Annotated in this window: 23 protein-coding genes; 11 read left to right on the top strand and 12 right to left on the bottom strand. The window is 74.5% G+C overall.

Translation table 11 applies throughout. From position 1 onward, the window contains the following. Positions 1–5: 5 nt before the first annotated feature. Both ACFW6A_RS29815 and ACFW6A_RS29810 read right to left on the bottom strand, forming a co-directional pair. Positions 6–1,574: an ABC transporter permease gene (locus ACFW6A_RS29815; protein ID WP_386644303.1), complete on the bottom strand. Its 1,569-nt coding sequence runs from the start codon at positions 1,572–1,574 to the stop codon at positions 6–8. After that, the gene (locus ACFW6A_RS29810; protein ID WP_386644300.1) at positions 1,571–2,470 is read right to left on the bottom strand and encodes an ATP-binding cassette domain-containing protein; all 900 of its coding nucleotides are present in this window, start codon (positions 2,468–2,470) and stop codon (positions 1,571–1,573) included. Before ACFW6A_RS29810 ends, ACFW6A_RS29815 begins: the two co-directional genes overlap by 4 nt. Positions 2,471–2,545: 75 nt before the next feature. Between ACFW6A_RS29810 and ACFW6A_RS29805 the strand changes: the two genes are divergently transcribed. Continuing rightward, positions 2,546–3,067, top strand: a complete 522-nt coding sequence (locus ACFW6A_RS29805; protein ID WP_351843835.1) for a MarR family transcriptional regulator — start codon at positions 2,546–2,548, stop codon at positions 3,065–3,067. Here the strand turns inward: ACFW6A_RS29805 and ACFW6A_RS29800 are convergent. Next, positions 3,046–5,001 (bottom strand): hypothetical protein, encoded by a 1,956-nt coding sequence (locus tag ACFW6A_RS29800; protein ID WP_386644297.1) that lies wholly within the window; start codon positions 4,999–5,001, stop codon positions 3,046–3,048. The genes ACFW6A_RS29805 and ACFW6A_RS29800 overlap by 22 nt on opposite strands. A gap of 75 nt (positions 5,002–5,076) precedes the next feature. Further along, entirely contained in the window at positions 5,077–5,883 is an 807-nt protein-coding gene (locus ACFW6A_RS29795) for a diacylglycerol kinase (protein ID WP_351843840.1), read from the bottom strand. Between the two features lie 143 nt (positions 5,884–6,026). Here ACFW6A_RS29795 and ACFW6A_RS29790 point away from each other — a divergent pair, with 143 nt between their 5' ends. Beyond that, the gene (locus ACFW6A_RS29790; protein WP_351843842.1) at positions 6,027–7,310 is read left to right on the top strand and encodes an adenylosuccinate synthase; all 1,284 of its coding nucleotides are present in this window, start codon (positions 6,027–6,029) and stop codon (positions 7,308–7,310) included. 20 nt (positions 7,311–7,330) lie between these two features. Here ACFW6A_RS29790 and ACFW6A_RS29785 read toward each other — a convergent pair whose 3' ends face one another. From ACFW6A_RS29785 to ACFW6A_RS29770, 4 genes are all read right to left on the bottom strand, one after another. Continuing rightward, positions 7,331–8,026 (bottom strand): hypothetical protein, encoded by a 696-nt coding sequence (locus ACFW6A_RS29785; RefSeq protein WP_386486152.1) that lies wholly within the window; start codon positions 8,024–8,026, stop codon positions 7,331–7,333. Between the two features lie 86 nt (positions 8,027–8,112). After that, on the bottom strand, positions 8,113–9,237 hold the full coding sequence (locus ACFW6A_RS29780) for a serine/threonine-protein kinase (protein WP_386644293.1): 1,125 nt from the start codon (positions 9,235–9,237) through the stop codon (positions 8,113–8,115). Between the two features lie 38 nt (positions 9,238–9,275). Beyond that, positions 9,276–11,198 (bottom strand): serine/threonine-protein kinase, encoded by a 1,923-nt coding sequence (locus tag ACFW6A_RS29775; RefSeq protein WP_386644290.1) that lies wholly within the window; start codon positions 11,196–11,198, stop codon positions 9,276–9,278. A gap of 62 nt (positions 11,199–11,260) precedes the next feature. After that, complete coding sequence (locus ACFW6A_RS29770) at positions 11,261–12,817, bottom strand: PstS family phosphate ABC transporter substrate-binding protein (protein ID WP_386644287.1); 1,557 nt, start codon at positions 12,815–12,817, stop codon at positions 11,261–11,263. A 215-nt stretch (positions 12,818–13,032) separates the two neighbouring features. Between ACFW6A_RS29770 and ACFW6A_RS29765 the strand changes: the two genes are divergently transcribed. Then, a complete protein-coding gene (locus ACFW6A_RS29765) occupies positions 13,033–13,974 on the top strand; it encodes an NADP-dependent oxidoreductase (RefSeq protein WP_351843850.1) in 942 nt (313 codons plus the stop codon). Between the two features lie 174 nt (positions 13,975–14,148). After that, positions 14,149–15,030 carry a glycoside hydrolase family 19 protein gene (locus tag ACFW6A_RS29760; RefSeq protein ID WP_386644284.1) on the top strand — a complete coding sequence of 294 codons (882 nt, stop codon included), beginning with the start codon at positions 14,149–14,151 and terminating at the stop codon, positions 15,028–15,030. Between the two features lie 16 nt (positions 15,031–15,046). On the opposite strand, the gene ACFW6A_RS29755 is transcribed toward ACFW6A_RS29760, so the two are convergent. From ACFW6A_RS29755 to ACFW6A_RS29745, 3 genes are read right to left on the bottom strand one after another with little or no spacing between them, the layout of a single operon-like run. Next, complete coding sequence (locus ACFW6A_RS29755) at positions 15,047–15,958, bottom strand: hypothetical protein (protein WP_351843855.1); 912 nt, start codon at positions 15,956–15,958, stop codon at positions 15,047–15,049. Between the two features lie 35 nt (positions 15,959–15,993). Continuing rightward, entirely contained in the window at positions 15,994–16,461 is a 468-nt protein-coding gene (locus tag ACFW6A_RS29750; RefSeq protein WP_351843857.1) for a MarR family winged helix-turn-helix transcriptional regulator, read from the bottom strand. Continuing rightward, on the bottom strand, positions 16,458–17,051 hold the full coding sequence (locus ACFW6A_RS29745; protein ID WP_351843859.1) for a DJ-1/PfpI family protein: 594 nt from the start codon (positions 17,049–17,051) through the stop codon (positions 16,458–16,460). Before ACFW6A_RS29745 ends, ACFW6A_RS29750 begins: the two co-directional genes overlap by 4 nt. 166 nt (positions 17,052–17,217) lie before the next feature. On the opposite strand from ACFW6A_RS29745, the gene ACFW6A_RS29740 reads away from it, so the two are divergent. The 3 genes from ACFW6A_RS29740 to ACFW6A_RS29730 all read left to right on the top strand — a co-directional run bounded on the left by ACFW6A_RS29740 (position 17,218) and on the right by ACFW6A_RS29730 (position 20,205). Next, a complete protein-coding gene (locus tag ACFW6A_RS29740) occupies positions 17,218–18,579 on the top strand; it encodes an aspartate aminotransferase family protein (protein ID WP_386644281.1) in 1,362 nt (453 codons plus the stop codon). A gap of 112 nt (positions 18,580–18,691) precedes the next feature. After that, complete coding sequence (locus ACFW6A_RS29735; protein WP_351843864.1) at positions 18,692–19,405, top strand: GntR family transcriptional regulator; 714 nt, start codon at positions 18,692–18,694, stop codon at positions 19,403–19,405. A gap of 149 nt (positions 19,406–19,554) precedes the next feature. Beyond that, positions 19,555–20,205, top strand: coding sequence for a hypothetical protein (locus ACFW6A_RS29730; RefSeq protein WP_386478191.1), 651 nt, complete (start codon positions 19,555–19,557; stop codon positions 20,203–20,205). A gap of 32 nt (positions 20,206–20,237) precedes the next feature. On the opposite strand, the gene ACFW6A_RS29725 is transcribed toward ACFW6A_RS29730, so the two are convergent. Then, the gene (locus ACFW6A_RS29725) at positions 20,238–20,942 is read right to left on the bottom strand and encodes an SLATT domain-containing protein (protein WP_386644335.1); all 705 of its coding nucleotides are present in this window, start codon (positions 20,940–20,942) and stop codon (positions 20,238–20,240) included. Between the two features lie 289 nt (positions 20,943–21,231). Between ACFW6A_RS29725 and ACFW6A_RS29720 the strand changes: the two genes are divergently transcribed. The 4 genes from ACFW6A_RS29720 (at position 21,232) to ACFW6A_RS29705 (ending at position 24,332) form a co-directional block, all read left to right on the top strand. Further along, positions 21,232–21,567, top strand: coding sequence for a YbaB/EbfC family nucleoid-associated protein (locus tag ACFW6A_RS29720; RefSeq protein ID WP_351843868.1), 336 nt, complete (start codon positions 21,232–21,234; stop codon positions 21,565–21,567). A gap of 56 nt (positions 21,568–21,623) precedes the next feature. Next, positions 21,624–22,223 (top strand): recombination mediator RecR, encoded by a 600-nt coding sequence (recR, locus tag ACFW6A_RS29715; protein WP_033202382.1) that lies wholly within the window; start codon positions 21,624–21,626, stop codon positions 22,221–22,223. Positions 22,224–22,279: 56 nt separating this feature from the next. Further along, positions 22,280–22,936, top strand: coding sequence for a DUF5063 domain-containing protein (locus tag ACFW6A_RS29710; RefSeq protein WP_351843869.1), 657 nt, complete (start codon positions 22,280–22,282; stop codon positions 22,934–22,936). 127 nt (positions 22,937–23,063) lie between these two features. Continuing rightward, positions 23,064–24,332 carry an aspartate kinase gene (locus ACFW6A_RS29705; protein ID WP_351843871.1) on the top strand — a complete coding sequence of 423 codons (1,269 nt, stop codon included), beginning with the start codon at positions 23,064–23,066 and terminating at the stop codon, positions 24,330–24,332. The last annotated feature ends 112 nt before the right edge of the window (positions 24,333–24,444 follow it).

The raw sequence follows: 24,444 nt of genomic DNA, 5'->3' as shown, positions 1-24,444 counted from the left end.
CCGCGTCAGACCCGGAGGTCGCGGCGGCGCAGCCCCGCCAGGCCGGCCGCGGTGAGGGCCGCCGCCACCGCGGTGAGGGCGAGGAGCGGCGTCCACGTCGTCTCCGGGCCCGGCAGCTTCGGCAGGTGGGCGAAGGGGGAGACGTCCAGGACCGCCCGGGGGAGGTCCAGGGCCGGGCCGATCCAGCCGAGCGCCAGGCAGAGCCCGGCGGCCGCCCATCCGCCGCCCGCCGCCCGGGGCACCGCGCCCCACAGGAGGGTCGCCACGCCCGCGAGCGTCCAGACGGCGGGCAGCTGGGCGAGCGCGGCGCCGAGGACGGGGCCGTACGAGCCGCCGAAGCCGAGGGAGAGGCCGAGGCCGGCCGCGAGGAGGATCAGGGCCGAGCCGCCGAAGGCGGGGACCAGGTGGCCCGCCGCCCAGCGGAGCCGGCCGAGGGAGCCCGCCAGCAGGGGTTCCGCCCGCCCGGAGGTCTCCTCGGTGTGCGCCCGGAGCACCGCGCCGACCGCGTACAGCGCGGCGAGCATGCCGAAGAGGGAGACCATCGTGGCGAGGAAGGCGTCGGTGAGGGCGGTCTGGCCGCCCATCCGTTCGAAGATCTCGCGGGCCTTGTCGTTGTCGCCGACGATGTCCGCGGCCCCCTCGGCCATGCCGCCGAAGACGAGCCCGCCGAGGAGGAAGCCGGCCCCCCAGCCGGCCAGGGCGCCGCGCTGGAGCCGCAGGGCGAGGGCCCCGGCGGTGGCGAGCCGTCCGGTGGCGGGTCCGGGACGGGTGGCGAGGAAGGACGCGCCGACGTCGCGCCGGGCGGCGAGTCCGTACGCGAGCGCGGTCTGCGCGGCGACGACGGCGGCGATCAGCAGCGGCACCCACCACCGCTCGTCGGCGTAGGCGCGGACGTTCTCGGCCCAGCCGACGGGCGAGAGCCAGGTGAGCACGGAGTCCCCGGAGGCGTCCCCGGAGTCGCCCGCCGCGCGCAGCGCGAACGCGAGGCCGAGGGCGCCGCCCGCGATGCCCTTGGCGAGCCGGGCGCTCTCGGTGAGCTGCGCGGCGAGCGCCGCGACGGTCGCGAAGACCATGCCGGTGCCGCCGACGGCGAGGGCGAGCGCGAGCGCTCCGGCCGGGCCCTGGCCGGCGAGCCCGGCGAAGACGAGCAGGGCGGTGGCGGCGTTGAGGGCCAGGGCGGCGAGCAGCGCGGAGGTGAGCGGCGCGCGGCGGCCGACCGCCCCGGCGGAGAGCAGCTCCTGACGGCCCGACTCCTCCTCCTCGCGGGTGTGCCGGACGACGACGATCAGGCTCGCGACGGCCGCGAGGACGGCGGCGAAGGTGCCGAAGCGCCAGGCGACGAGGCCCCCGAGGGAGTCGGAGAAGACCGGCCCGTAGAGCGAGCGCATCGAGCTGTTGGCGGTCATCGAGGCGGCGAGTTCGGCGCGCGCGGCGTCGGTGTCGTACAGGCCGCCGAGGGAGCCGGGGCCGGAGGCGACGAGGCCGCCGGCGACCAGGGCCCACAGCGGGAGGGCCAGCCGGTCGCGGCGGAGCGCGAGCCGGGTGAGGGTGCCGGTGCCGGCGAGGGCGGTCATGACGCCACCTCGGTGTCCGCGTAGTGGCGGAGGAAGAGCTCCTCCAGGGTGGGCGGGGTGCTGGTGAGCGAGCGGACGCCGGCGGCCAGGAGCGCGGCGAGGACCGGGTCGAGCTTGTCGGTGTCGACCTGGAGCCGGACCCTGCGGCCCTCGACGTGCAGGTCGTGGACGCCGGTGAGGCGGTCCAGGCCCTCGGGGGCGCCGGCGAGTTCGGCGGTGACGCTGGTGCGGGTCAGGTGGCGCAGCTGGGCGAGCGAACCCGACTCGACCGTGCGGCCCTTGCGGACGATGCTGACCCGGTCGCAGAGGGTCTCGACCTCGCTGAGGATGTGGCTGGAGAGCAGGACGGTCCGGCCCCGGTCGCGGGCCTCGCGGACGCAGTCCTGGAAGACCTCCTCCATCAGCGGGTCGAGGCCGCTGGTGGGCTCGTCGAGGACGAGGAGTTCGGCGTCGGAGGCGAAGGCGGCGACGAGGGCGACCTTCTGCCGGTTGCCCTTGGAGTAGGTGCGGCCCTTCTTGGTGGGGTCGAGCTCGAAGCGCTCGATCAGCTCCGCGCGGCGGGCCCGGTCGAGGCCGGTGCCGCGCAGCCGCCCGTACAGGTCGATGACCTCGCCGCCGGAGAGGTTCCGCCAGAGGGTGACGTCGCCGGGGACGTACGCCAGGCGCCGGTGGAGGGCGACGGCGTCGGCCCAGGGGTCGCCGCCGAGCAGCTCCACGGCGCCGGAGTCGGCGCGCAGCAGTCCGAGGAGGACGCGGATGGCGGTGGACTTCCCGGCGCCGTTGGGGCCGAGGAAGCCGTGGACCTCGCCGGTGGCGACGGTGAGGTCGAGTCCGTCGAGGGCGTGGGTGCGGCCGAAGGACTTGTGGAGTCCCGTGACGCTGAGGGCGTTCGTCATGCTTCGGAACGTACGCTCATTTCACAAATTTGTGAAGTTAAGGAATCGTAAAAAGAGACGGTATAGAGTCGTCCCATGACCAGCACCGAAGGCACCCCCGCACAGGAGGAGGCCGTCTCCCGTTTCGTGGAGCGCTTCGCGGGCGAGCTGACCGAGGCGGGCATGCAGCGGATGGCCTCCCGGGTCTTCGCCGCCCTGCTCGCCTCCGAGACCGCCTCGCTGACCTCGGCCGAACTCGCCGAGCAGCTCAAGATCAGCCCCGCCGCCGTCTCCGGCGCGATCCGCTACCTCACCCAGGTCGGCATGGTCGCCCGCGAACGCGAACCGGGCACCCGGCGCGAGCGGTACGTCCTCCACAACGAGATCTGGTACGAGACCTTCACCCGCCGCGACCAGATCCTGCTCCGCTGGGAGAAGGTCCTCCGCGACGGCGCCGCCTCCCTCGGCCCCGACACCGCCGCCGGCGCCCGCACCACCGAGACCGCCGACTTCTTCGCCTTCATGCAGGAGGAGATGCTCACCCTGATGGACCGCTGGCGTGACCGGAAGGCGGGGAAGGCCGCCGACGGCCCCGCTCAGGAGCCGCCCGCCTCCTGAAGCCCCTCCGGCGAGGGCCCCTCCGGCGAGGGCTCCTCCGGCGGCGCCTCCGCAGGCGTCTCCACCGGCGGGGCGAGCCGGCCGAGCAGCGCCGACGCCTCCGCCGAGCCGGCCTCCCGGTAGGGCGCGGCGGGCCACAGCGCCCGCCCCTCGTGCCAGGCGACCACGAACGGGTCCCCGTCGTCCGCCCGGTCCAGCCAGCCGCGCAGCTCGACGGTGCCGGTGGGCTCCGCCGGCAGCCCCCGCCACGGCCGCTTCGGCGGCCCCGGCGCGGCCAGTTCGAGCACGCCCTCGGGCAGGTCGTCGTCCCCGCCGTGACCGGGGAAGAGCACCAGGACCGGGCCGCCTCCGTAGGGGTCGTGGAGCAGCGCGTAGCGCCGGACGACCGGGACGGGCGCGGTGGCGGCGCGGACCACCAGCCGGACGGCCGGCAGGCCGGCGGTGAGGAAGCGGAAGGCGTTGCGGACGAGCAGCACGGCGAGGAGGACCCCCGCCGCGACGGCCGGGATCGCCGACGCCGGGTCCGGCGGGACGACGAAACCCGCCACGACCGCCCCCGCGAGGAACGCCGGCAGCAGCAGGAGGCCCCGCACCCCGGCCCACCGCCGCAGGCTCCGCACCCGCCACCAGGGCGCCTCGCGGACGTCCGCCTCCGGGCGCGGCGGGCCCGGCTGCGGGACGGCCTGCCGCTCGGCCTGCGCGGCGAGGCGCGCGTAGGACGGAAGGGAGGGCGCCCCGGCGGACGGAGCCCCGGCGCGCGGGGTCCCCGCCGGGCCGGCGGTAGAAGGGGCCGTGGACGCCGCCGCCCGACCCCCTCGCCCTTCCCGCGCCTCCCGGGCCGCGCGCCGGCGCCGGTGCCACCGGTTCCAGAAGGTCGCCCAGCCGGCGACGAGGCCGAGGAGCACGCCGCCGACGGAGGCGAGGCCGATGGTGTCGACCGCGCCCAGCGCCTGCGAGCCGTGGCGCGCGCCCTCGGCGTCGTACCCGTACAGGTCGCCCTTCCAGGGCCCGTACGAGACGACGAAGGCGCTCTCCCAGGTGCCGACGAGCAGCGGATCGCGCGTCGGGTCGCAGTGGAAGGGCCCGGAGCGCTCCGACCCGTCCCACGGGTCCTTCCAGCGGACCACGCAGCCGCCGTCCGCCTCCTCGCTCAGCACGGTCAGGTCGACCTGCGGGTCCGTTTCGGCGGCGCCGGCCCAGCTCCAGCTGAGCGCGAGGACGAGGGCGGAGGCCACGACCAGCCACCGCCAGCGCCCGGTCAGCAGCCGCAGCCGCTCCTTCCGCCGCTCCTCCTCCGGCCCGGGAACCGGCCCGGGCGCCGCCCCCGGGGCAGCCCCCGGGTCCGCTCCCGGAGCGGGGGCCGGCTGGGGCTGCACCGGCACCGGCATCCCGGCCAGGCCCTCCCCGGCCGCCCGCTCCACCAGCCGGCGCCGCCCCTTCCGGCCGCGCACCGGCCTCGTCCAGACCAGCGCCCCGCCGCCGGGCGGCGCGAGCACCCCGCCGGCGGCCGGGTCGCCGCACCACCACATCACCGCGCCCCGGGCCGGCCGCAACGGCTCCCAGCGCGGGCGCGTCGCGACCACCGCGAGCGGCCACAGCTCGTCCCCGCCCGGCCCGTGGGACAGCACGACGGCCTCCGACGTCCAGGACCTGGCCACCGGGACGGCCGCGTGGGCGGACCAGGCCCCGGCGCCGAGCACCCGCCGGAAGCGGCGCGCGTAGGCCAGGTTCACCGTGCCCAGGACGAGGCCCGTCACGCCGAGGACGGCGAGCCAGCCGACCAGGTCCTCCTGCCAGGCGGGCCCGGACCCGGACGACGCGATGCCGAGGGAGAGCGCGAGGAGCACCCCGCCGCCCGCCGTCTTCCTGACGCCCGACCGCCGGTACGCCTCCAGCGCCCCGGCGGTCTCCCGCAGATCCAGCGCACGCGCCACTTCGCCCCCCCCGGTGTCCCCGTGTCCCCGTGTCCCCGGGGCGAAGGTAGCGCCGGAGGGGCCGCCGGGCCAGTGTCAGGCGGCGCCGCGCGGCAGCGTCAGGCCCCAGCCGTCCGGGCGGACCGTCCAGGTCCGGCGGCGGACCGGGCCGGCGACGCGGCCGTCGGCGCGGTAGCGGAAGTCGGGTCCGGAGACGGTCAGGACGCCGGCGGAGGCGCGGCGCGGGGCGGCGGCCGGACCGGCCGGGTGGACGGTCACCTCCGCCGTGCCGGCGCCGCCGTCAGGGCGGGCCGTCACCGCCGTCACCGGCGCGTCCACGTCGGCCAGCAGCACCCCGTCGGCCTCCACCCGCAGCCGGTGCACCAGCACGCCGGGGTGCGGCGGGGCGGGCCGCACCAGGGTGCGCACGAGGGAGCGGCAGGTGCCCCAGACGGAGGGGGCGGTGCCGGCGGCGGGCACCGGCACGGCGGGCACCCGCAGGCCGCCCAGGACCACCCCGCCGCTGTCGTCGACCAGCAGGTCCAGGCTCCGCACCGTCCCGTCCAGGACCGTCCGGGCGGCGGCCACCGCGCTGCGCGGCACGCCGAGGCCGTACGCGGTCTCCAGGGCGTCCGGCGGGCCGATCGGGACGAGGGCGAGCGGCGCCCGGTCCCGGTGCAGCAGGGTCACCGCGCGCAGCAGGGCCCGGTCGTCGCCGAGGACGACGGGGCGCCGGGAGCCGCGCCGGGACAGGGCGCGGGAGAATTCCTCGGGGGAGTCCGGCAGGCAGATCTTCGCCTCCGCGCCCGCGGACAGCACATCCTTCGCGATCCGCACGGACTCGCCGTCACTTCGGCGGGCGACCGGGTCGACGATGACCAGCAGCTGGTCGTGATCCGACACCTCGGTCCTTCCTCGGGTAGCATCTTTGTGCAAGAGCCCCTTGCGCTATTGCGCCAGGGGCTTCGTCTATTCCGGGGCACACCGGTGAGGCGGCGTACGCCCCCTGACCTTGGACATGCCCCACCCGGAAGGGGTGTACGCCTGTGCCCGCACTTGTGCTGCTCGGTGCTCAGTGGGGTGACGAGGGCAAGGGAAAGGCCACCGACCTGCTCGGTGGATCCGTGGACTACGTGGTGCGTTACCAGGGCGGCAACAATGCCGGCCACACGGTCGTCGTCGGCGACCAGAAGTACGCGCTCCACCTCCTCCCTTCCGGAATCCTCTCCCCGGGGTGCACCCCGGTGATCGGGAACGGTGTCGTCGTCGACCCGGCGGTCCTGCTCTCCGAGCTGAGCGGACTGAACGAGCGAGGCGTGGACACGTCGAAGCTCCTGATCAGTGGCAACGCCCATCTGATCACCCCGTACAACGTCACCCTCGACAAGGTGACGGAACGGTTCCTCGGCAAGCGCAAGATCGGCACCACCGGGCGCGGCATCGGCCCCACCTACGCCGACAAGATCAACCGCACCGGCATCCGGGTCCAGGACCTCTACGACGAGTCGATCCTGGAGCAGAAGGTCGAGGCGGCCCTGGAGCAGAAGAACCAGCTCCTCGCCAAGGTCTTCAACCGCCGCGCCATCGAGTCCGGCCGGATCGTCGAGGAGATGCTCCAGTACGCGGAGCAGATCAAGCCCTTCGTGGCCGACACGACCCTGATCCTCAACAACGCCATCGACGAGGGCAAGGTCGTCCTCTTCGAGGGCGGCCAGGGCACCCTCCTGGACGTGGACCACGGCACGTACCCCTTCGTCACCTCCTCGAACCCGACCGCCGGCGGTGCCTGCACCGGCGCGGGCGTCGGCCCGACGAAGATCAACCGGGTCATCGGCATCCTCAAGGCCTACACCACCCGCGTCGGCGCCGGCCCGTTCCCGACGGAGCTCTTCGACGAGGACGGCGAGGCGCTGCGCCGCATCGGCGGCGAGCGGGGCGTCACCACCGGCCGCGACCGCCGCTGCGGCTGGTTCGACGCGGTCATCGCCCGCTACGCCACCCGCGTCAACGGCCTGACCGACTTCTTCCTCACCAAGCTGGACGTCCTGACCGGCTGGGAGGAGATCCCGGTCTGCGTGGCGTACGAGATCGACGGCAAGCGCGTCGAGGAGCTCCCGTACTCCCAGACCGACTTCCACCACGCGAAGCCGATCTACGAGACCCTGCCGGGCTGGTCGGAGGACATCACGAAGGCCAAGACCTTCGCGGACCTCCCGAAGAACGCGCAGAACTACGTGAAGGCGCTGGAGGAGATGTCCGGCGCCCCGATCTCCGCCATCGGCGTCGGCCCCGGCCGCACCGAGACCATCGAGATCAACTCCTTCCTGTAGGCCCCGCGACCGCCTGCGCCTCACTCCACGAGGTGCAGGCGGTCGCGTTTCGCGGTGGTCTCCGACTCGCGGACGAGGGCGGGGGCGGGCCGCCGTGCGCTGCCCGGCACGAGGCGGTAGTTCCAGGCGACCCACTCGGGCAGGCAGCTGACGTCCGAGGCCGACCGGTCGACGAGCGGGGGCGCGGTGATCAGGCGCTGCCCGTCGACAGCCAGCAGCGCGGCCGTCCACTCGCAGTGCCCCTCGGCGTCCGCGACGATGGACCGGACGACGGTGTCGCCCGGCGCTCCCCGCCGGAAGGTGACCACCAGGCCGTTCCCCGAGGTCCAGACGTCCAGGAAGTCCGGCGGGATCTCGGCGGTCGGCCACGCGGTGCGCGACAGGCCGACGAACGTGTCCCCCTGCTGCCAGGCGATCCCCGCCCCCTCGCCCGGGAGCGGGCCGACCAGGGTGAACTCCTCCGGAAGCCCGCACTCCGGCGCCGAGAGGCCGCCGGGCGTGCTGTGCGTCACCCGGAACTCCGCGAGGACCATCCGGTCTCGGGTGCGGCCGGCCAGCACCGCGTCCCCGCGGCAGACGCCCGCCGCGGTCGCGGCGACGTAGCCCCCTGCCCGCCGTCCCACGGTGAGGGAGTTCGTGACGTCGAACCGCACCAGGAACGGCTCCACCCCCACGCTCCGGTCCAGCAGCCACGACCCGGCGAACGGGGCGGCCACCTCCGTGCCGTCCGACGGCCACGGGGACGCGGGAACGCCCGTGAAGTACGTGAAGGCGCCGACCGCCGCGGCCGTGAGGAGCGCCGTCAGCCGCCGCCGGGAGAGCCGGGGAGCCGGGAAACCCGCGGCCGGCCCGCGCCTCCGGGCCGCGCCGGTTCCGGCGCGCCGGTGCCCGTCCTGCCGGTGCCCGCCGCGGGGGTGTCCGACCTCAGGGCGTCCGGCGCGGGGGTGTCCGGCCCCGGGCGGACGGCCTCCGCCGGCCGGGTACGGAGGAAGGGGCGGGGGTCCGGCTCCCGGCGGGGGTCCGGCTCCCCGCGCGGCCGGGTCCGGAGGAAGTCCGCCGCGTCCGCGTCGAGCCGGGCGAGGAGTTCGGGCGGCAGCCAGCTGCCGCCCAGGGCCTTGCCGGTCCGGGAGAGGACCGCCTCCACCGTCGGCCGTGCCTCCGGCTCCTTCGCCAGGCACTCCTGGACCAGCTCCGCGACCGCCTCCGGGACGCCCGCCACGTCCGGTTCCTCGTAGGCCACCCGGAACAGCAGGCCGTGGACGCCGGGTTCGCCGCCGCTGAAGGGGGCGCGGCCGGTCGCGGCGTACGCGAGGACCCCGCCCAGCGAGAAGACGTCGCTCGCCGCGGCGGCCTCCTGGCCCCGCACCTGCTCCGGCGACATGAACTCCGGCGAGCCGAGCAGGACGCCGGTCCGGGTGAGGTCGCTCTCCGAGGAGAGCGCCGCGAGCCGGGCGATGCCGAAGTCGATCACCCGGGGGCCGCCCTCGGTGAGCAGGATGTTCGAGGGCTTGAGGTCGCGGTGGATCAGCCCGGCCCCGTGGATCGCCCGCAGGGCCAGGGCGAGCCGGTGCGCGAGGACGAGCACCGACGCGGCGGGCAGCGGGCCGAGCCTGCCCTCGACGGCGGCCCGCAGGGACGGTCCCGGGACGTACTCGGTGGCCACCCACGGCACCTCCCCCTCGGTGTCCGAGTCCAGGACCCGCGCGGTCCACTCGCCGCCGACGAGGCGGGCGGCCCGCACCTCGCGGGCGAAGCGGCGCCGGAACTCCGCGTCCCTGGCCGCGTCGGCCCGGACGAGCTTCACCGCCAGCGGCCGTCCGCCGGCGGCCTCGGCGCGGTACACCACGCCCATCCCGCCCGCGCCGAGCCTGCCGACGAGACGATAGGGGCCTATGAACGCGGGGTCGTCCGGCAGGAGTTGGTCCACCCGCGGATCCTCGCACAGGCGTCCGGAGCGCGGGCCCGTCAGTCGGGGCGGTGGTATTCGGCCGGTTCCGTGTCCGTCATCGGGTAGACCTGGAAAACCTTCTCGCCCTTGTACGTGGTGAGGACCAGGTAGCTGCCGAGGTCGTCGCGGACGCATTCCGGGTCGGCGCCGGGTTCGGGGGTCAGGGGGCCGACGACGTACGGGGGCGTGGTGGTGGCCAGGATGGCGGTCCAGGAGCAGTTGACGGCGTCCGCGAGGGCGTTGCCCTCCTCGTCGGTGCGCGGGTAGGCGCTGAGGGTGCGCAGGACGGCGGCGCCGACCGCGCCCTGGGCGACGGTCACCTCGTCGGTGTAGCGGTCGGCCTCGGGACCCTCGACCAGGGGCTTCATCCGCCAGCGGCCGAGGTACTCCGCGGGGAGGACCTCCGAGCCGGTGCGGGCCTTGTGGAAGGTGGCCCTCGCGGCGCCCGAGGTCCATTCGAGGACCTCGGGGGAGCGCAGGGTGAGGGTCTGGTGCGCGGCGGCCATGCACCGCCGGGCGGGCACGCTCGTGGTGACGGTCGACTCGCCCAGGACGACCTTGTCCTCGTCGGCGGAGACCAGCCGGGAGCGGCCCATGCACAGGCGGCCGTCGCCGACGTGGGTGTACACGGCGGTCTTGGCGCCGGCCGGGCCCTGGGACAGCTCGATGCGGACGGTCTCGCGGGGGTTCTCGGGGGTGCCCTGGAGGACGCCCTCCCAGGCGCCGAGGAAGGCGGCGGGGACGGCCCCGGCGGGGCGGGAGCCGGTGGCGGACGAGGCGGAGGACGAGCCGGTGCCCCTGCCGTCGCCGGGGGTGCCGCCCGGTCCGCCCTGCGGCCAGAAGGCGTAGCCGACGCCCGCCGCGGCCGCGACGGCGGCGGTCGCGAGCGCGGCGGCCAGGACCCGGCGGCGGGAGCGGGGGCGCGGCGCCTCCGGGGCCGGGGCGGCGGCCGGGGAGCCCCCGGCCGGCCCGGTCGGCCCGGTGGGGTCGCCGGCCGCCGCGCCGCCCGCCGTGCGGTCGGGGGCGTGCGCCGCCCCGCCGGTGCCTTCCGCGCCCTCCGCCTCCAGGATCCGGGCCGCGTGCCGGCCGAGGCGGGCCAGGACGTCGGCGGGCAGCCAGGGGTCGGCGACCGGCAGCGTCTCGGCGATCTCGGCCGCGGTCGGCCGGTTCGCCGGGTCCTTGGCGAGGCAGGCCCGGATCAGCCCGGTCAGCGCGGGCGCCACGTCCGTCAGGTCGGGCTCGTCGTGGGCGATCCGGAACATCAGCGCGTGGACGCCGCTGTCGGAGGTGCCGAAGGGGGAGCGGCCGGTCGCCGCGTAGGCGAGGACCGAGCCCAGGCAGAAGACGTCGGAGGCGGGGCCCACCTTCTCGCCGCGCACCTGCTCGGGCGACATGAAGCCGGGGGAGCCGACGACGGCGCCGGTGCTGGTGAGCCCGCCGTCGGTGACGGTGTCGACGGCCCTGGCGATGCCGAAGTCGATGATCCGGGGCCCGTCGACGGTCAGCAGCACGTTGGACGGCTTGAGGTCGCGGTGGACGAGCCCGGCCCGGTGGATGTGGTCCAGGGCCCGGCCGAGGCCGGCGCCCAGCGCCCGTACGGTCGCGGGCGGCAGCGGCCCGTACTCGTCGCCGACGACGTTCCGCAGCGAGGGGCCGGGGACGTAGCCGATCGCCACCCACGGGGCGGCGGCGGTGGTGTCGGAGCCGAGGACGGGCGCGGTGCCGGTGCCGCCGACCCGCTCCAGCGCCTCGACCTCGCGGGCGAAGCGCCGCCGGAACTCGTCCTGGGCGGCCAGTTCGGCGTGCACCACCTTGACGGCGACGGTCCGCCCGCCGGCCGAACGCGCGAGGAACACCCGGCCCATGCCGCCGACCCCGAGCCGGCCGACGATTCGGAACGGGCCGATGACGACCGGGTCTTCCGCGTTCAATGGCTCCACGTGGCAAGAGGATGCCAGACCGGGCGGAGGGGCCGGGGCCCGCTCCGGGTCACGGTCCGGTGTCAGCCGTCCCCGCAGATCCGCAGCCCCTGCGGGGTCGCGCACGGCAGGTGCCCGCGGGCGCGCACGACGTCCTGGCCCCGGCCCCGCGCGAGGTAGGCGAGGAAGCTCGCGGTGAGGGAGTCGCTCGCCGGGTCGCCCCAGGTGTAGGCGTACTCGATCTCCCGGTAGGGGTACGGGGACGTGCCCAGCTCGTCCAGGACCGGGCCGCGGCCGTCGAGGCCGACGCGGTGCAGGCCCTTCGCCGCGGCGACGGCGCCGAGTTCGGCGTAGCCGATCGCCCCGGGGAGGCGGGCGACGGTGGCCAGGACCTGGTCGGTGGAGTCGAGTTCGCAGCGGACGACCTTCGCCTCCGGGTCGTCGACGGTGGCGCAGTCGCGGGAGGAGCCGGCGGGCTCGTTGCGGCCGAGGACCCGGCGCTGGAAGACCTCCCTGGTACCGGAGTTGGCGTCCCGGCTGACGAGGAGGACGGGCAGGTCGGGGAGGCCGGCGGGCAGGCCGGGGCCGGTCAGCCGGTTCCAGCGGGCGACGTCGCCGCGGTAGAGGGCGCGGACCTGGTCCAGGGTGAGGTCCCGGACCGGGACGGCGTCGTGGGCGACGACGGTGAAGAGGGAGACGGCCACCATGTGCTCGCGCAGCCGCGGGTGGCCGGCCGGACCGTGCCCGTCGGAGAGGGCGATGACGGCGGGGGAGCCCCCGGTGCGCGCGCCCGCCTCGGCGAGGTCGCGGACGCCGGAGGTGGAGCCGTCGGCGTCCACGGTGACGACGGCTCCCGCGCAGTCCTTCTCGTAGGCCTTCGCCACCTCCCGGACGACCGGCGCGAAGGCGGTGGAGCCGGTGACGGTGAGGCTGCCGCGGGCGCAGCCGATCGGGGGCGGGGTCCGCTCGCGGACGATGATCGCGGCGAGCGCGACCACGCAGGCGGTGAGGACGACGGTGACGGAGCGGGCGGCGGTGCTGAAGCGGCCGGTCTGGTCGTCGGGGGTGGTCGAGCGGTTGCGGCGCAGCGAGCCGCCGGCGACGGTGCCGTGCACCTTGATGTCGCGGTCGGCGACCGGGCCGGACAGCTGGACGAGCAGCTTGTAGTACTGGCCGGGGTCGAGGGCGACCCGGGGGACGAGGACGGCGTTGCCCTCGCGGCCGAGCTTGGGGGCGCCGTCGAGGTCGTCGCGGACGGCGTTCCAGCCGGCGGGGACGGTGGCGACGACGCCCCGGACGGTCACCGCGGGGGTGCCGAAGGTGATGCGGAGGGCGTGCTCGGCGGGGGCGACGCCGTAGTCGTCGATGCCGATGGCGAGGTCGCGGTCGTTCTCGATGCGGAGCAGGACGAGGGTGGCGCCTGCGGCGGCGCTGCCCAGCACCTCGCCGGCCCGGACGGTCATCGCGCCGCCGTCCTGGTCGTCGCCCTCCTTGTGCAGCGGGGTGTTCAGCTGCACGCGGTAGCCGAGGCGCTTGCGCTGGGGCTTGAAGCGGTCGATCCAGACGGCGCCGACCGAGACGAGGACGCCGAGCAGGGCGGTGGCGACGGCGACCACGTTCTCGGCGGTTATCCACTCCATGGGGACTCCATGGCCGGGACGGTACGGACGGGTGTGCGGGCCCGGGGGCGGCGTAGCGGCCCGACACCCGGAGTTCGCCGCTCGTTCAGCCGGCCGGGAGGACGGTGCGGGGGCCGCCGCGGCGGGGGTCGTCCGGGTGGCCCGGCCGGGGTTGCCCGGGTCGGAGGAGCGTGGATGTAATGACCGTGAGGGGGCCCTTCCGGAGGAGGAACCCCATGCGTGTCGTCGAAGTGACCGCCTACGGCGGACCCGAGGTCCTCAGGTCCGCGCGCCGCCCGGAGCCGGATCCGGCGGACGCCCCGGGGCGGGTCCGGGTGCGGCTCAAGGCCGCCGGGGTCAACCAGGCGGACCTCAAGATCCGCTCCGGCCGGTTCGCGGCGCTGCTCGGCCCGCTGGCCCCGCCCTTCGTGCTCGGCTACGACTTCGCCGGGACCCTGGTGGACCCGGCGCCCGGCCTTCCTCCGGGCACCCGGGTGGCCGGTTTCGTGCCCTGGGTGGCGGAGGGGGCCGGGGCGGGGACGTACGCGGAGACGATCCTGGCGGAGCCGGAGTGGCTGGCCCCGATCCCGGACGAGGTGGACTTCACGGCGGCGGCCTCGCTGCCGCTCTCCGCGCTGACCGCCGCCCAGGCGCTGGACCTGATGGCGCTGCCGGACGGCGCGACGCTGCTGGTCACCGGTGCGAGCGGGGTGGTGGGCCGGTTCGCGGTGCAGCTGGCGGCGCGGGCGGGCCACCGGGTGATCGCCCTCGGCGACGCCGACGACGCGCACGAGCTGCGGCTCCTGGGGGCCGACGGGGTGGTGCCGCGCGGGGCGCCGGAGGAGGTGATCACCGGGGTGCTGGGCTTCGCGCCGGACCGGGTGGACGGCGTCTTCGACGCGGCCCTGATCGCCGACCCGCTGCTGCCCGCGGTCAAGGACGACGGGGTCTTCGTCTCCGCCACCGGCGAGCGGGTGCCGGTGGCCGAGCGGGGCGTCCGGGTGGACGTGGTGGAGGGCCGCCCGGACGCGGCCCGGCTGAAGGAGCTCCTGGAGCTGGTCGGCACGGGCGGCCTCGCGACCCGGGTGGCCGACGTGCTGCCGCTGGAGGGGGCGGGGGAGGCGCACCGGCGCGCGGAGGCGGGTCACCGGCCCGGCCGGATCGTGCTGATGATCTGACGGGCGCCCGGCGCCCGCTCCCAACCCTCCCCCAACGCCCGCCCCTTCGTGCCCCCGGCGCGGAGGGGCGGAGTCGTGCCGCCGGCTCGAACCCGCCACTTCTGGTCTAGACCTTGACAGGTACAGACCATTATCGCTTCGCTGTCCTTCCCCCCACCGGAAGGACGACAGCGCATGCGACGTCTTCTCGCCCTGTTCGCGGCCCTCTGTACGGCACTCGGGCTCGCGGTCCTGCTCCCCGCCACCGCCGGAGCAGCCCCCGCCTGCGTCGGCGCCTGGAACTCGGGCCAGGTCTACACCGGCGGCATGACCGCCTCGTACAACGGCCGCAACTGGTACGCGAAGTGGTGGACGCAGAACGAGCGTCCCGGCTCCAGCGACGTCTGGCGCGACGAGGGCGCCTGCGGCACGGGCGGCGGCGGCACCCCCGACCCCTCCGGGTTCGTCGTCACCGAGGCCCAGTTCAACCAGATGTTCCCGAACCGGAACCCCTTCTACACGTACGCGGGCCTGGTCGCCGCCGCCAAGAAGTACCCGGCCTTCGCGGGCACCGGCAGCGACACCGTGAAGAAGCAGGAGGCCGCGGCCTTCCTCGCCAACGTCTCCCACGAGACCGGCGGCCTCTACTACATCGTCGAGCAGAACACCGCCAACTACCCCCACTACTGCGACGCCAACCAGCCCTACGGCTGCCCGGCCGGCCAGGCCGCCTACTACGGCCGCGGCCCGATCCAGCTCTCCTGGAACTTCAACTACAAGGCCGCGGGCGACGCCCTCGGCATCGACCTCCTGAACAACCCCTGGCGCGTCGAGCAGGACCCGGCCGTCGCCATGATGACGGGCCTCTGGTACTGGAACACCCAGAACGGCCCCGGCACCATGACCGCCCACAACGCCATGGTCAACGGCGCCGGCTTCGGCCAGACCATCTGGGCGATCAACGGCGCCCTGGAGTGCAACGGCCGCAACCCGGCCCAGGTCCAGAGCCGCGTCACCAAGTACCAGCAGTTCACCCAGATCCTCGGCGTCCCCGCCGGATCCAACCTCTCCTGCTGATCCCGCACCGCCCTCCTCAGCTCGCCCTGACCACCCAGGTCAGGGCGAGCGCGGGGGTGAGCGAGGCGATAAAGGCGGGCAGTCGGTCGTAGCCCGCCACCTGGAACCCCAGCGCCATCGGCAGCAGCAGCACGAGCCCGGCGAACAGGATCCCGAGCGCGGGCAGATGGACCACCGGTCGGAAGCGGCGCAGCCAGTGCAGGTCGGACGCCTCCATCTGCGACTTCAGGATCACCCCGGCGATGATCACCCACGGCCACACCCAGACGCCCAGTTCGAAGCCGAGGAACGGCGCGCCCTCCTCCACCTGGTCGTGCTCGGTCACCGGCTCGTCCGGGAGCCCCGGCGCGTAGTACACCGCCACCTTCGCGCCCGGCGCGAGCGGCTCGGACGCGGAGTACATCCCCTCCACCAGGACCTCGCGGGGCCCGGCTGCGAAGGGCACCCGCACCACGACGTCGGTGAGGTGGTACGCGCTGTTGTCCTGGCTCTCGGGCACGAACTCCGGCTCGCCGGAGACCCGTACGACCGGCACCTCGAACTCCCCGTACCCGGCCGCCAGCATCCGCTCCTCCCACTGCCCCCGGGCGGTACTCGGCGTGAAGCCGACCAGGAACGCGGCGACGGTGGCCAGCGCGATCCCGAAGCCGAAGACGTACGGCAGTGCCGGGTTGGGCCCGCCGGACCCACGGAGCGTACGGGGCTTGCGCGGCCGGTCGCCGAAGTGGTCCGGTTCCTCCGGCTTCCGGCACGAGGCCGCCACCCAGGCGACGGCGAAGAGCGCCGAGGCCCCCGCGAGCGCCACCTCCCACACCAGCGGCGGGTACGGCGAGACCCCGGCCAGCGAACACCCCACCGCCGCGCCCGCGCTGACGACCATCCCCCACCCGCAGACCCTGGTGGCGGCACTTCCACCCGACGTGTACATGGCGCGCAGCATAGGTCGCCCGGGTGGCCGGAGGGCTACCCCTCGCGGTCGGCCGCCGCCTCGACGGCCTCCAGCGCCGCCGACAGCCGCTCCAGCACCCGCACGGTCTCCTCGAAGGCCTCGACGCCGCCGAGTTCGGCCGTCAGCCGGGCGGCCAGCTCCGCGTGCCCCGGGTCGATCCGGGCGATCGCGGCCCGGCCCGCCCCGGTGGGGGCGAGCAGCTTGGCGCGGCGGTGCGCCGGATTCGGGGCGTAGACGGCCAGGCCGTCGCGGACCAGCAGGTCGGCGATCCGCTGGACGCTCTGCCGGGTGATGCCCATGACCCGGGCGATCCCCGCCACCGGCAGCGGCTCGGGCAGCACCGCCCCGAGCACCTGCCACCAGGCGGCGGTCAGGCCGGCGGGCTCGGCCAGCTTCTCGGAGACGGCGAGGAACTGGCCGTTGAGCCGGAAGACGCCGAGGGCGGTCCGGCTCAGGGCGTCCTGCCGGGCGCGGCCGCTCATCCGTTCAGCTCGGCGAAGGCCGCCGGGTCGGAGTCGTGGAAGAGCCGGAACCAGGCGTCCCGCTTCCCCTCGTACGCGCCGAGCCGGGCGAAGATCTCGCGGGCGAAGGCGACCGGCTCGGTCGGGCCCGCCGTGATCAGGTCCCCGTCGGTGACGGCGTCGGCCTCCACGTACCGCTCCGCGCCCGCGTACCCGGTCGCGGCGAGGTAGAAGGAGGCGGCACTGGTGTGGGCCCGGTCGTCGAGCAGGCCCTCGCGGGCCAGTCCGGCGGTCGCGCCGCAGATGGCGGCGACCGGCACCCCGGCGTCGAGGAAGGCCCGAGCGACGGCGGCGAAGGGGGCGAGCTCGTCGCCCTCGTCGTACTTCTCGGCCCCGGGGAGGATCAGCAGGGCGCTGTCCTCGGGGCGCAGCTCGTCCAGCGCGACGTCGGGCACGATCCGGATCCCGGCGATCGTGGTGACGGGCCTCCCGGCGTCCACGCCCACGGTCCGCACGGTGAATCCGGCGCGGGCGAGCCACGCGGTGGCGTGCCCCGTCTCCCAGTCGGCGAGGGTGTCGTACACGGCGAGGTGAACGGTCTTCGAGGTCATGGCAGTAGACTGTCAAAACGACAGGATACTGTCAAGAGAAACGCCTCCGGAGCCCCGCGACGGAATCCGCAGCGCCCCCCGGCGAAGCACAGTGTCGCGTCCGGCGCGTTCTCGGTGGACAAGATGGTGATGGCCGCCCCACCTGGGGTTCCTTACCCTTCGGTGCATGACCCCTCATGTCGTGCCCGACCCCCAGGCCGGCGCCGCCGTCAAGGCCGCGGACCGCGCCCACGTCTTCCACAGCTGGTCCGCCCAGGGCCTGATCGACCCGCTCGCCGTGGCCGGCGCGGAGGGCTCGTACTTCTGGGACTACGACGGCAACCGCTACCTCGACTTCACCAGCGGCCTCGTCTACACCAACATCGGCTACCAGCACCCCAAGGTGGTCGCCGCCATCCAGGAGCAGGCCGCGAAGCTCGCGACCTTCGCCCCCGCCTTCGCCGTCGACGTCCGCTCCGAGGCCGCACGCCTCATCGCCGAGCGCACCCCCGGCGACCTCGACAAGATCTTCTTCACCAACGGCGGCGCCGAGGCCGTCGAGAACGCCGTCCGGATGGCCCGGCTGCACACCGGCCGCCACAAGGTGCTCTCCGCCTTCCGCTCGTACCACGGCGCCACCTCCACCGCGATCAACCTCACCGGCGACCCCCGCCGCTGGGCCTCCGACACCGGCTCCGCCGGCGTCGTGCGCTTCTGGGCGCCCTTCCTCTACCGCTCGCCGTTCTACGCGGAGACCGAGCAGCAGGAGTGCGAGCGCGCCCTCGCGCACCTGGAGGACACCATCGCCTTCGAGGGTCCGGCGACGATCGCCGCGATCATCCTGGAGACCGTCCCCGGCACCGCCGGCATCATGACCCCGCCGCCCGGCTACCTCGCCGGCGTCCGCGCGATCTGCGACAAGTACGGCATCGTCTTCGTCCTCGACGAGGTCATGGCCGGCTTCGGCCGCACCGGCAAGTGGTTCGCCGCCGAGCACTTCGACGTCGTCCCCGACCTGATGACCTTCGCCAAGGGCGTCAACTCCGGCTACGTGCCGCTCGGCGGCGTCGCCATCAGCGAGAGGATCGCCGCCACCTTCGAGACCCGCCCCTACCCGGGCGGCCTCACCTACTCCGGCCACCCGCTGGCCTGCGCCGCCGCCGTCGCCACCATCCGGGTGATGGAGGACGAGAAGGTCGTCGAGAACGCCGCCCGGATCGGCGAGCAGGTCCTCGGCCCCGGCCTGCGCGAGCTCGCCGAGCGCCACCCGTCCGTCGGCGAGGTCCGCGGCATGGGCGTCTTCTGGGCGCTCGACCTGGTCAGGAACAAGGAGACGCGCGAGCCGCTCGTCCCGTACAACGCGTCCGGCGAGGCCAACGCCCCGATGGCCGCCTTCGGCGCCGCGGCGAAGAAGAACGGCCTGTGGCCCTTCGTCAACATGAACCGCACCCACGCCGTCCCCGCCTGCAACGTCACGGACGACGAGGTCAAGGAGGGCCTGGCGGCCCTCGACGCGGCGCTCACCGTCGCCGACGAGCACACGGTCTGACGCCGTCCGCCGACGGCACCGGCCGGCGTCACCCCGTGTGACGAGGGCCTCCTCCCGAGGGACCGGCTCTGGACTAGAGTCTCCCGGAACCTCACGGAGGGGGCCCATCCGCATGCCCGGCACGTCCGCGAACAGCGCCGTCACCCGCAGCACCCTCAGCCGGCAGATCGCGGACGCGCTCCGTGACGAGGTCCTCGCGGGGCGTCTCCAGCCCGGCCGTGAGTTCACCGTCAAGCAGATCGCCGAGCAGTACGGCGTCTCCGCCACCCCCGTCCGCGAGGCCCTCGTCGAGCTCTGCGCCCAGGGCCTGCTCGACTCCGACCAGCACCGCGGCTTCCGGGTCCACCGCTTCTCGGTGGCCGACTACCGGGAGATGGTCGAGGCCCGGATGCTCGTCGTCGACGGCATCTTCCGCCGCCACACCCCGCAGGCCCGCACCGCGTTCCCCGAACCCGACCCCGGCATCGGGGTCGTCCTGGTGTCGATACGCCGCCGGGGCGAGGCCGCCGCCCGCGCCGCCCGCGCCGGCGACCTGGACGTCCTCATCGGCTACGACCTGCGCTACTGGCACGAGCTGGGCCGGCTCGTCGCCCGCAACGGCCACATCGCCGACTTCCTGCACCGGCTCCGCGTCCAGGCCTGGGTCTTCTCCGTGCCCCACCTGCGGGCCGAGCGCGAACTCCACGGCTGGCTCTGGTCCGGACACGTGGAGCTGATCGACGCCGTCACCCGCGGCGACGCCGAGGCCGCCGCCGCCGTCGTCCGCGCCTACAACACCCACTCGCTGGAATGGGCCGACCGCCTGGAGACCCGCCTCGGCCGATGACCGCCCACCGGGACACGCGGCCCGGTCCACCCGGTGACCCGCCGCCGGGTTGAGGCGGCGCTTCCCGGGGCAGGCCTCCCACGGGTGGGCGTCGTCGGCCCCGCCGACTACCCTGGCCCTCCCCGAAACCGACGGAGAGCGAGCCTCCCTTGGCCTGTGACCTGTGGCTGGTCCCCCTCGTCGACGTGCTGTGCCACAGCCCCGACAACCCCTTCGCCGAGGACCTCGCCGAGTACGACGCCGTGCTGAGCGCCTCGGGGCTGCCGACCGTGCCCGTGTACGCGTACATGCCGGGGCTCTCCGGCGACGTCGCGCCGGTCGCCGGCTTCGACTACGAGGCCCTGCACTTCCTGCGCCGGGCCTACCTGCTGGCGATCTGCGGACTGCCCGTCGAGCCCGTCGGCGAACTCGGCGGGGACTACGAGCAGCTCCTGGAGATGTTCGAGGCGACCGCCCAGCAGTCCCACCTGGTCTGGCACTACGACCACGCGGGCGCCTACGTGCCGGTCGACTTCCCGGTGCCGCTCTCCAACGACCGGCTCCTGGAGGGCGGCGGCCCGCTCGGCTCCTCGTACGGGCTGCTGCGCGAGCTGGAGTTCGTCGCCCCGGCCCTCGGCATCGACCCGGCGAACCCGCCGGCCGCCCCGGCCCCGCCCGCCCGGCCCACCGAGCTGGAGGAGCCCGCCGCCCCGGTGCCGCCCGACGGCGGCCCCTTCGCCCGCGAGCGGCACGTCTGGCTCGGCCTGCACGCGGCGGCCACCCGCAGCCTCGCCCAGGGCTCGATGATCATGCTCAGCTGACCCCGTGCGCGCCCGGCCGCCCCGGAGGAGCCTCAGCGGGCCTCCGGGGGCCGCTGGCGCGGCATGTTCGGCCGGGTGCCGGGCGGCAGCGGGAAGCGCCCGGACGGGTGCGCCACCTCCGGCCGGGCCGGTACGACCCCGACCGACTGGAGCGCCAGCGGCGCGGGGCCCGAGCGGAACTCGACCATCCAGTCCGCCGTCTCCGCCCGGACCAGCTCCGTGACGTCCTCCGAGAAGCGGCGCAGCACTCCGAGACAGCGCTCGGCGGCCTCGCTGGCGGTCCCCTCCGTCGGCCCGAGGACCTCCCGCACGCTCTCCGAGGCCCAGTCGAACTGGAGGGCCTGCAGCCGCCGCTGCACCGCCTGGGCGGTCGCCACGTCCCTTATCCAGCCCGAGGTCAGCCCGAAGTACCGGTCGCAGGCCATGCAGGCCGCGCCGAGCAGCAGCGACAGGTAGCCCCAGCCGGCCGTGCCCTCGGCGACCCCGGTCAGGTCGAGCAGCGGCAGCGCCGCCCCGGCGATCACGCCGAGCGCGGTGCCGATCCTCAGCACCCGGGCGCAGCGGCGCTTCCACACCCGGTCCGAGAGGTACCACTCGGCGGTGCGCAGGGCGCCGGCCTCCACCCACCGGTAGAGCTCGTCGAGGCGCTCCGCGGGCTCGCCCCAGTCGCCCAGGGGGAAGGGCTTCCCCGTCAGATCTCTGTGGACGTCTTCCCCGGGCTGCCCCGGCGGCTGCATCTCCGGCTGGTGGCTCACCGGGGGACTCCTCTGTTCAGCCCAGCGTTCGTGTCGCTCGTGTCCTTCTGTGACGTGCGGTGCACGTGGTGCCTGCCCTTCCTACCGCCGAATGGTGGGCGGCGGGCCCGGAATCCCGGGATTTCCGCCCGCAAGAGGGTGTTGATCAGGTAGAGGAGCCCGCAGTTTCTCACCCGAAAGAGTTGTCGCGGCGGGCCGGTCCGCGACCGCGTAGGCTCGGAGCACCGGTACCGGACGTGGACCGGCCGAGCTTCGAACACGAGGAGTGACCGTGATCCCCGGTGGCGGCCAGCCCAACATGCAGCAGATCCTCCAGCAGGCGCAGAAGATGCAGCAGGACCTCGCCCGCGCCCAGCAGGAGCTCGCCGCGACCGAGGTCGAGGGCCAGGCGGGCGGCGGTCTGGTGAAGGCCACCGTGACCGGCTCCGGGGAGCTGCGCGGCCTGGTCATCGACCCGAAGGCCGTCGACCCGGAGGACACCGAGACCCTGGCGGACCTGGTGGTCGCCGCCGTGCAGGCCGCGAACGACAACGCGCAGCAGCTCCAGCAGGCCAAGCTCGGCCCGCTGGCGCAGGGCCTGGGCGGGATGCCGGGTCTGGGGTTCTAAGCGGCACCCCCAGCCACTACCGTAAGAAGCAAGAGCACTCCCCGAAGGGCGTTCCGTTGTACGAAGGCGTGGTCCAGGACCTGATCGACGAGCTGGGCAGGCTGCCCGGCGTCGGTCCCAAGAGCGCGCAGCGGATCGCCTTCCACGTCCTCCAGGCCGAGCCGACGGACGTGCGCCGCCTCGCGCACGCGCTCCTGGAGGTCAAGGAGAAGGTCCGGTTCTGCGCGGTCTGCGGGAACGTGGCGCAGCAGGAGCAGTGCAACATCTGCCGCGACCCGCGCCGGGACCTGACCGTCATCTGCGTGGTCGAGGAGCCGAAGGACGTCGTCGCGATCGAGCGGACCCGCGAGTTCCGGGGGCGGTACCACGTCCTCGGCGGCGCGATCAGCCCGATCGAGGGCGTCGGCCCGGACGACCTGCGGATCCGGGAGCTGCTCGCCCGCCTCGCGGACGGCGCGGTCACCGAGCTGATCCTGGCGACCGACCCCAACCTGGAGGGCGAGGCCACGGCCACGTACCTGGCCCGGATGATCAAGCCCATGGGGCTCAAGGTCACCCGGCTCGCGAGCGGCCTGCCGGTCGGCGGCGACCTGGAGTACGCCGACGAGGTCACGCTCGGCCGTGCCTTCGAGGGGCGGAGGCTGCTAGATGTATGACGACCGGGCGCGGGAGGACCGGGCCGGTGCCGGCGAGCTCTCAGAAAGGCTCCTCGATGTCTGACCCCACGCTCCACTCCCTCACGCAGAGTCCCGACGACTTCGCGGTCCAGATCGCCGACTCCGTCGAGAGCTTCATCGTCGCCACGACCGAGGTCGCCAAGGGCGACGAGCCGGACAGCGCGGTGCCCTTCCTGCTCCTGGAGATCTCCCAGCTGCTCCTCGCGGGCGGCCGGCTGGGCGCGCACGAGGACATCGTCCCGGACGAGCGGTACGAGACCGACACGGGCCCGGAGCCGGACGTGGACGACCTGCGGGAGCGGTTCGCGGCGATGCTGGACCCGGTGGACGTCTTCTCCGAGGTCTTCGACCCGTACGAGCCCCGCAAGGCGCCGGTCCCGGCCCGGATCTCGGACAACCTCGCGGACATCGTCGCGGACCTCCGCCACGGTCTCGCCCACTACCGGGCCGGCCGCACCTCCGAGGCGCTGTGGTGGTGGCAGTTCTCCTACTTCTCCAACTGGGGCCCCACCGCCTCCGCCACCCTGCGCGCCCTGCAGTCCCTGGTCGCCCACGTCCGGCTCGACCAGCCCCTCGCCGCCCTCGACGGCCTCGACACCGACGAGGACCTCACCGAGGACGACCTGGCGGAGGAGGCCGGCCGCGTGATGATCCAGGAGATCGCGGGCCCGCTGGGGATGAAGGGCCTCTAGACCGCCCCGTGATCACTTCCCGAGCACGCCGTCTCAGGATGTGATAGCGGGCTGGTGTTTTTCGGTCGCTCGTTAGACTGAGCCGACCGCAGCACGGGCTGCGGCACCGACCGAGCGAGGAGCGCACGTGGGCCTTGTCGTGCAGAAGTACGGAGGCTCCTCCGTTGCCGATGCCGAGGGCATCAAGCGCGTCGCCAAGCGGATCGTGGAAGCCAAGAAGAACGGCCACCAGGTGGTCGTCGTGGTCTCCGCGATGGGCGACACGACGGACGAGCTGATCGATCTCGCCGAGCAGGTTTCTCCCATGCCTGCCGGACGTGAGTTCGACATGCTGCTGACCGCCGGAGAGCGGATCTCCATGGCCCTGCTGGCGATGGCGATCAAAAACCTGGGCCACGAGGCCCAGTCGTTCACCGGCAGCCAGGCGGGTGTCATCACCGACTCGGTCCACAACAAAGCGCGCATCATCGATGTCACGCCGGGCCGGATCCGCACCGCCCTCGACGAGGGCAACATCGCCATCGTCGCCGGCTTCCAGGGCGTGTCCCAGGACAAGAAGGACATCACCACCCTGGGCCGCGGCGGCTCCGACACCACGGCCGTGGCGCTCGCCGCCGCGCTCGACGCCGAGGTGTGCGAGATCTACACCGACGTCGACGGCGTCTTCACCGCCGACCCGCGCGTGGTGAAGAAGGCGCGGAAGATCGACTGGATCTCCTTCGAGGACATGCTGGAGCTCGCCGCCTCCGGCTCCAAGGTGCTGCTGCACCGCTGCGTCGAGTACGCACGCCGCTACAACATCCCGATCCACGTCCGCTCGTCCTTCTCCGGACTCCAGGGCACGTGGGTCAGCAACGAACCGACAGGGGACAAGGTGGAGCAGGCCATCATCTCCGGTGTCGCCCACGACACCTCCGAGGCGAAGATCACCGTCGTCGGCGTGCCGGACAAGCCGGGCGAGGCCGCGGCCATCTTCCGGGCCGTCGCGGACGCCGAGATCAACATCGACATGATCGTGCAGAACGTGTCGGCGGCCTCCACCGGTCTCACCGACATCTCCTTCACCCTCCCGAAGGCCGAGGGCCGCAAGGCCATCGACGCCCTGGAGAAGGCGAAGGGCTCGATCGGCTTCGACTCGCTCCGCTACGACGACCAGATCGGCAAGATCTCCCTCGTCGGCGCCGGCATGAAGACCAACCCGGGCGTGACCGCGGACTTCTTCCGCGCCCTGTCCGACGCGGGCGTCAACATCGAGCTGATCTCGACCTCCGAGATCCGCATCTCGGTCGTCACCCGCGCCGACGACGTCAACGAGGCCGTGACCGCCGTCCACTCCGCCTTCGGACTGGACAGCGACTCGGACGAGGCCGTCGTCTACGGAGGCACCGGGCGCTGACCCGACCCGACCCGTCCCGCACCGCGCCCGGCCGCTCCCCAGCGGCCGGGCGCGGTCGTATCCGATTGCGGTGGCTTCGGAGGATCTGTGAACATCCTGTGAGCAATTCGGC

It is taken from the genome of Streptomyces sp. NPDC058758 (assembly GCF_042746075.1).
Lineage (GTDB): Bacteria > Actinomycetota > Actinomycetes > Streptomycetales > Streptomycetaceae > Streptomyces.
The sequence above is the reverse complement of the archived record's forward strand: the minus strand, read 5'-3'. Positions and strand labels throughout refer to the sequence as shown.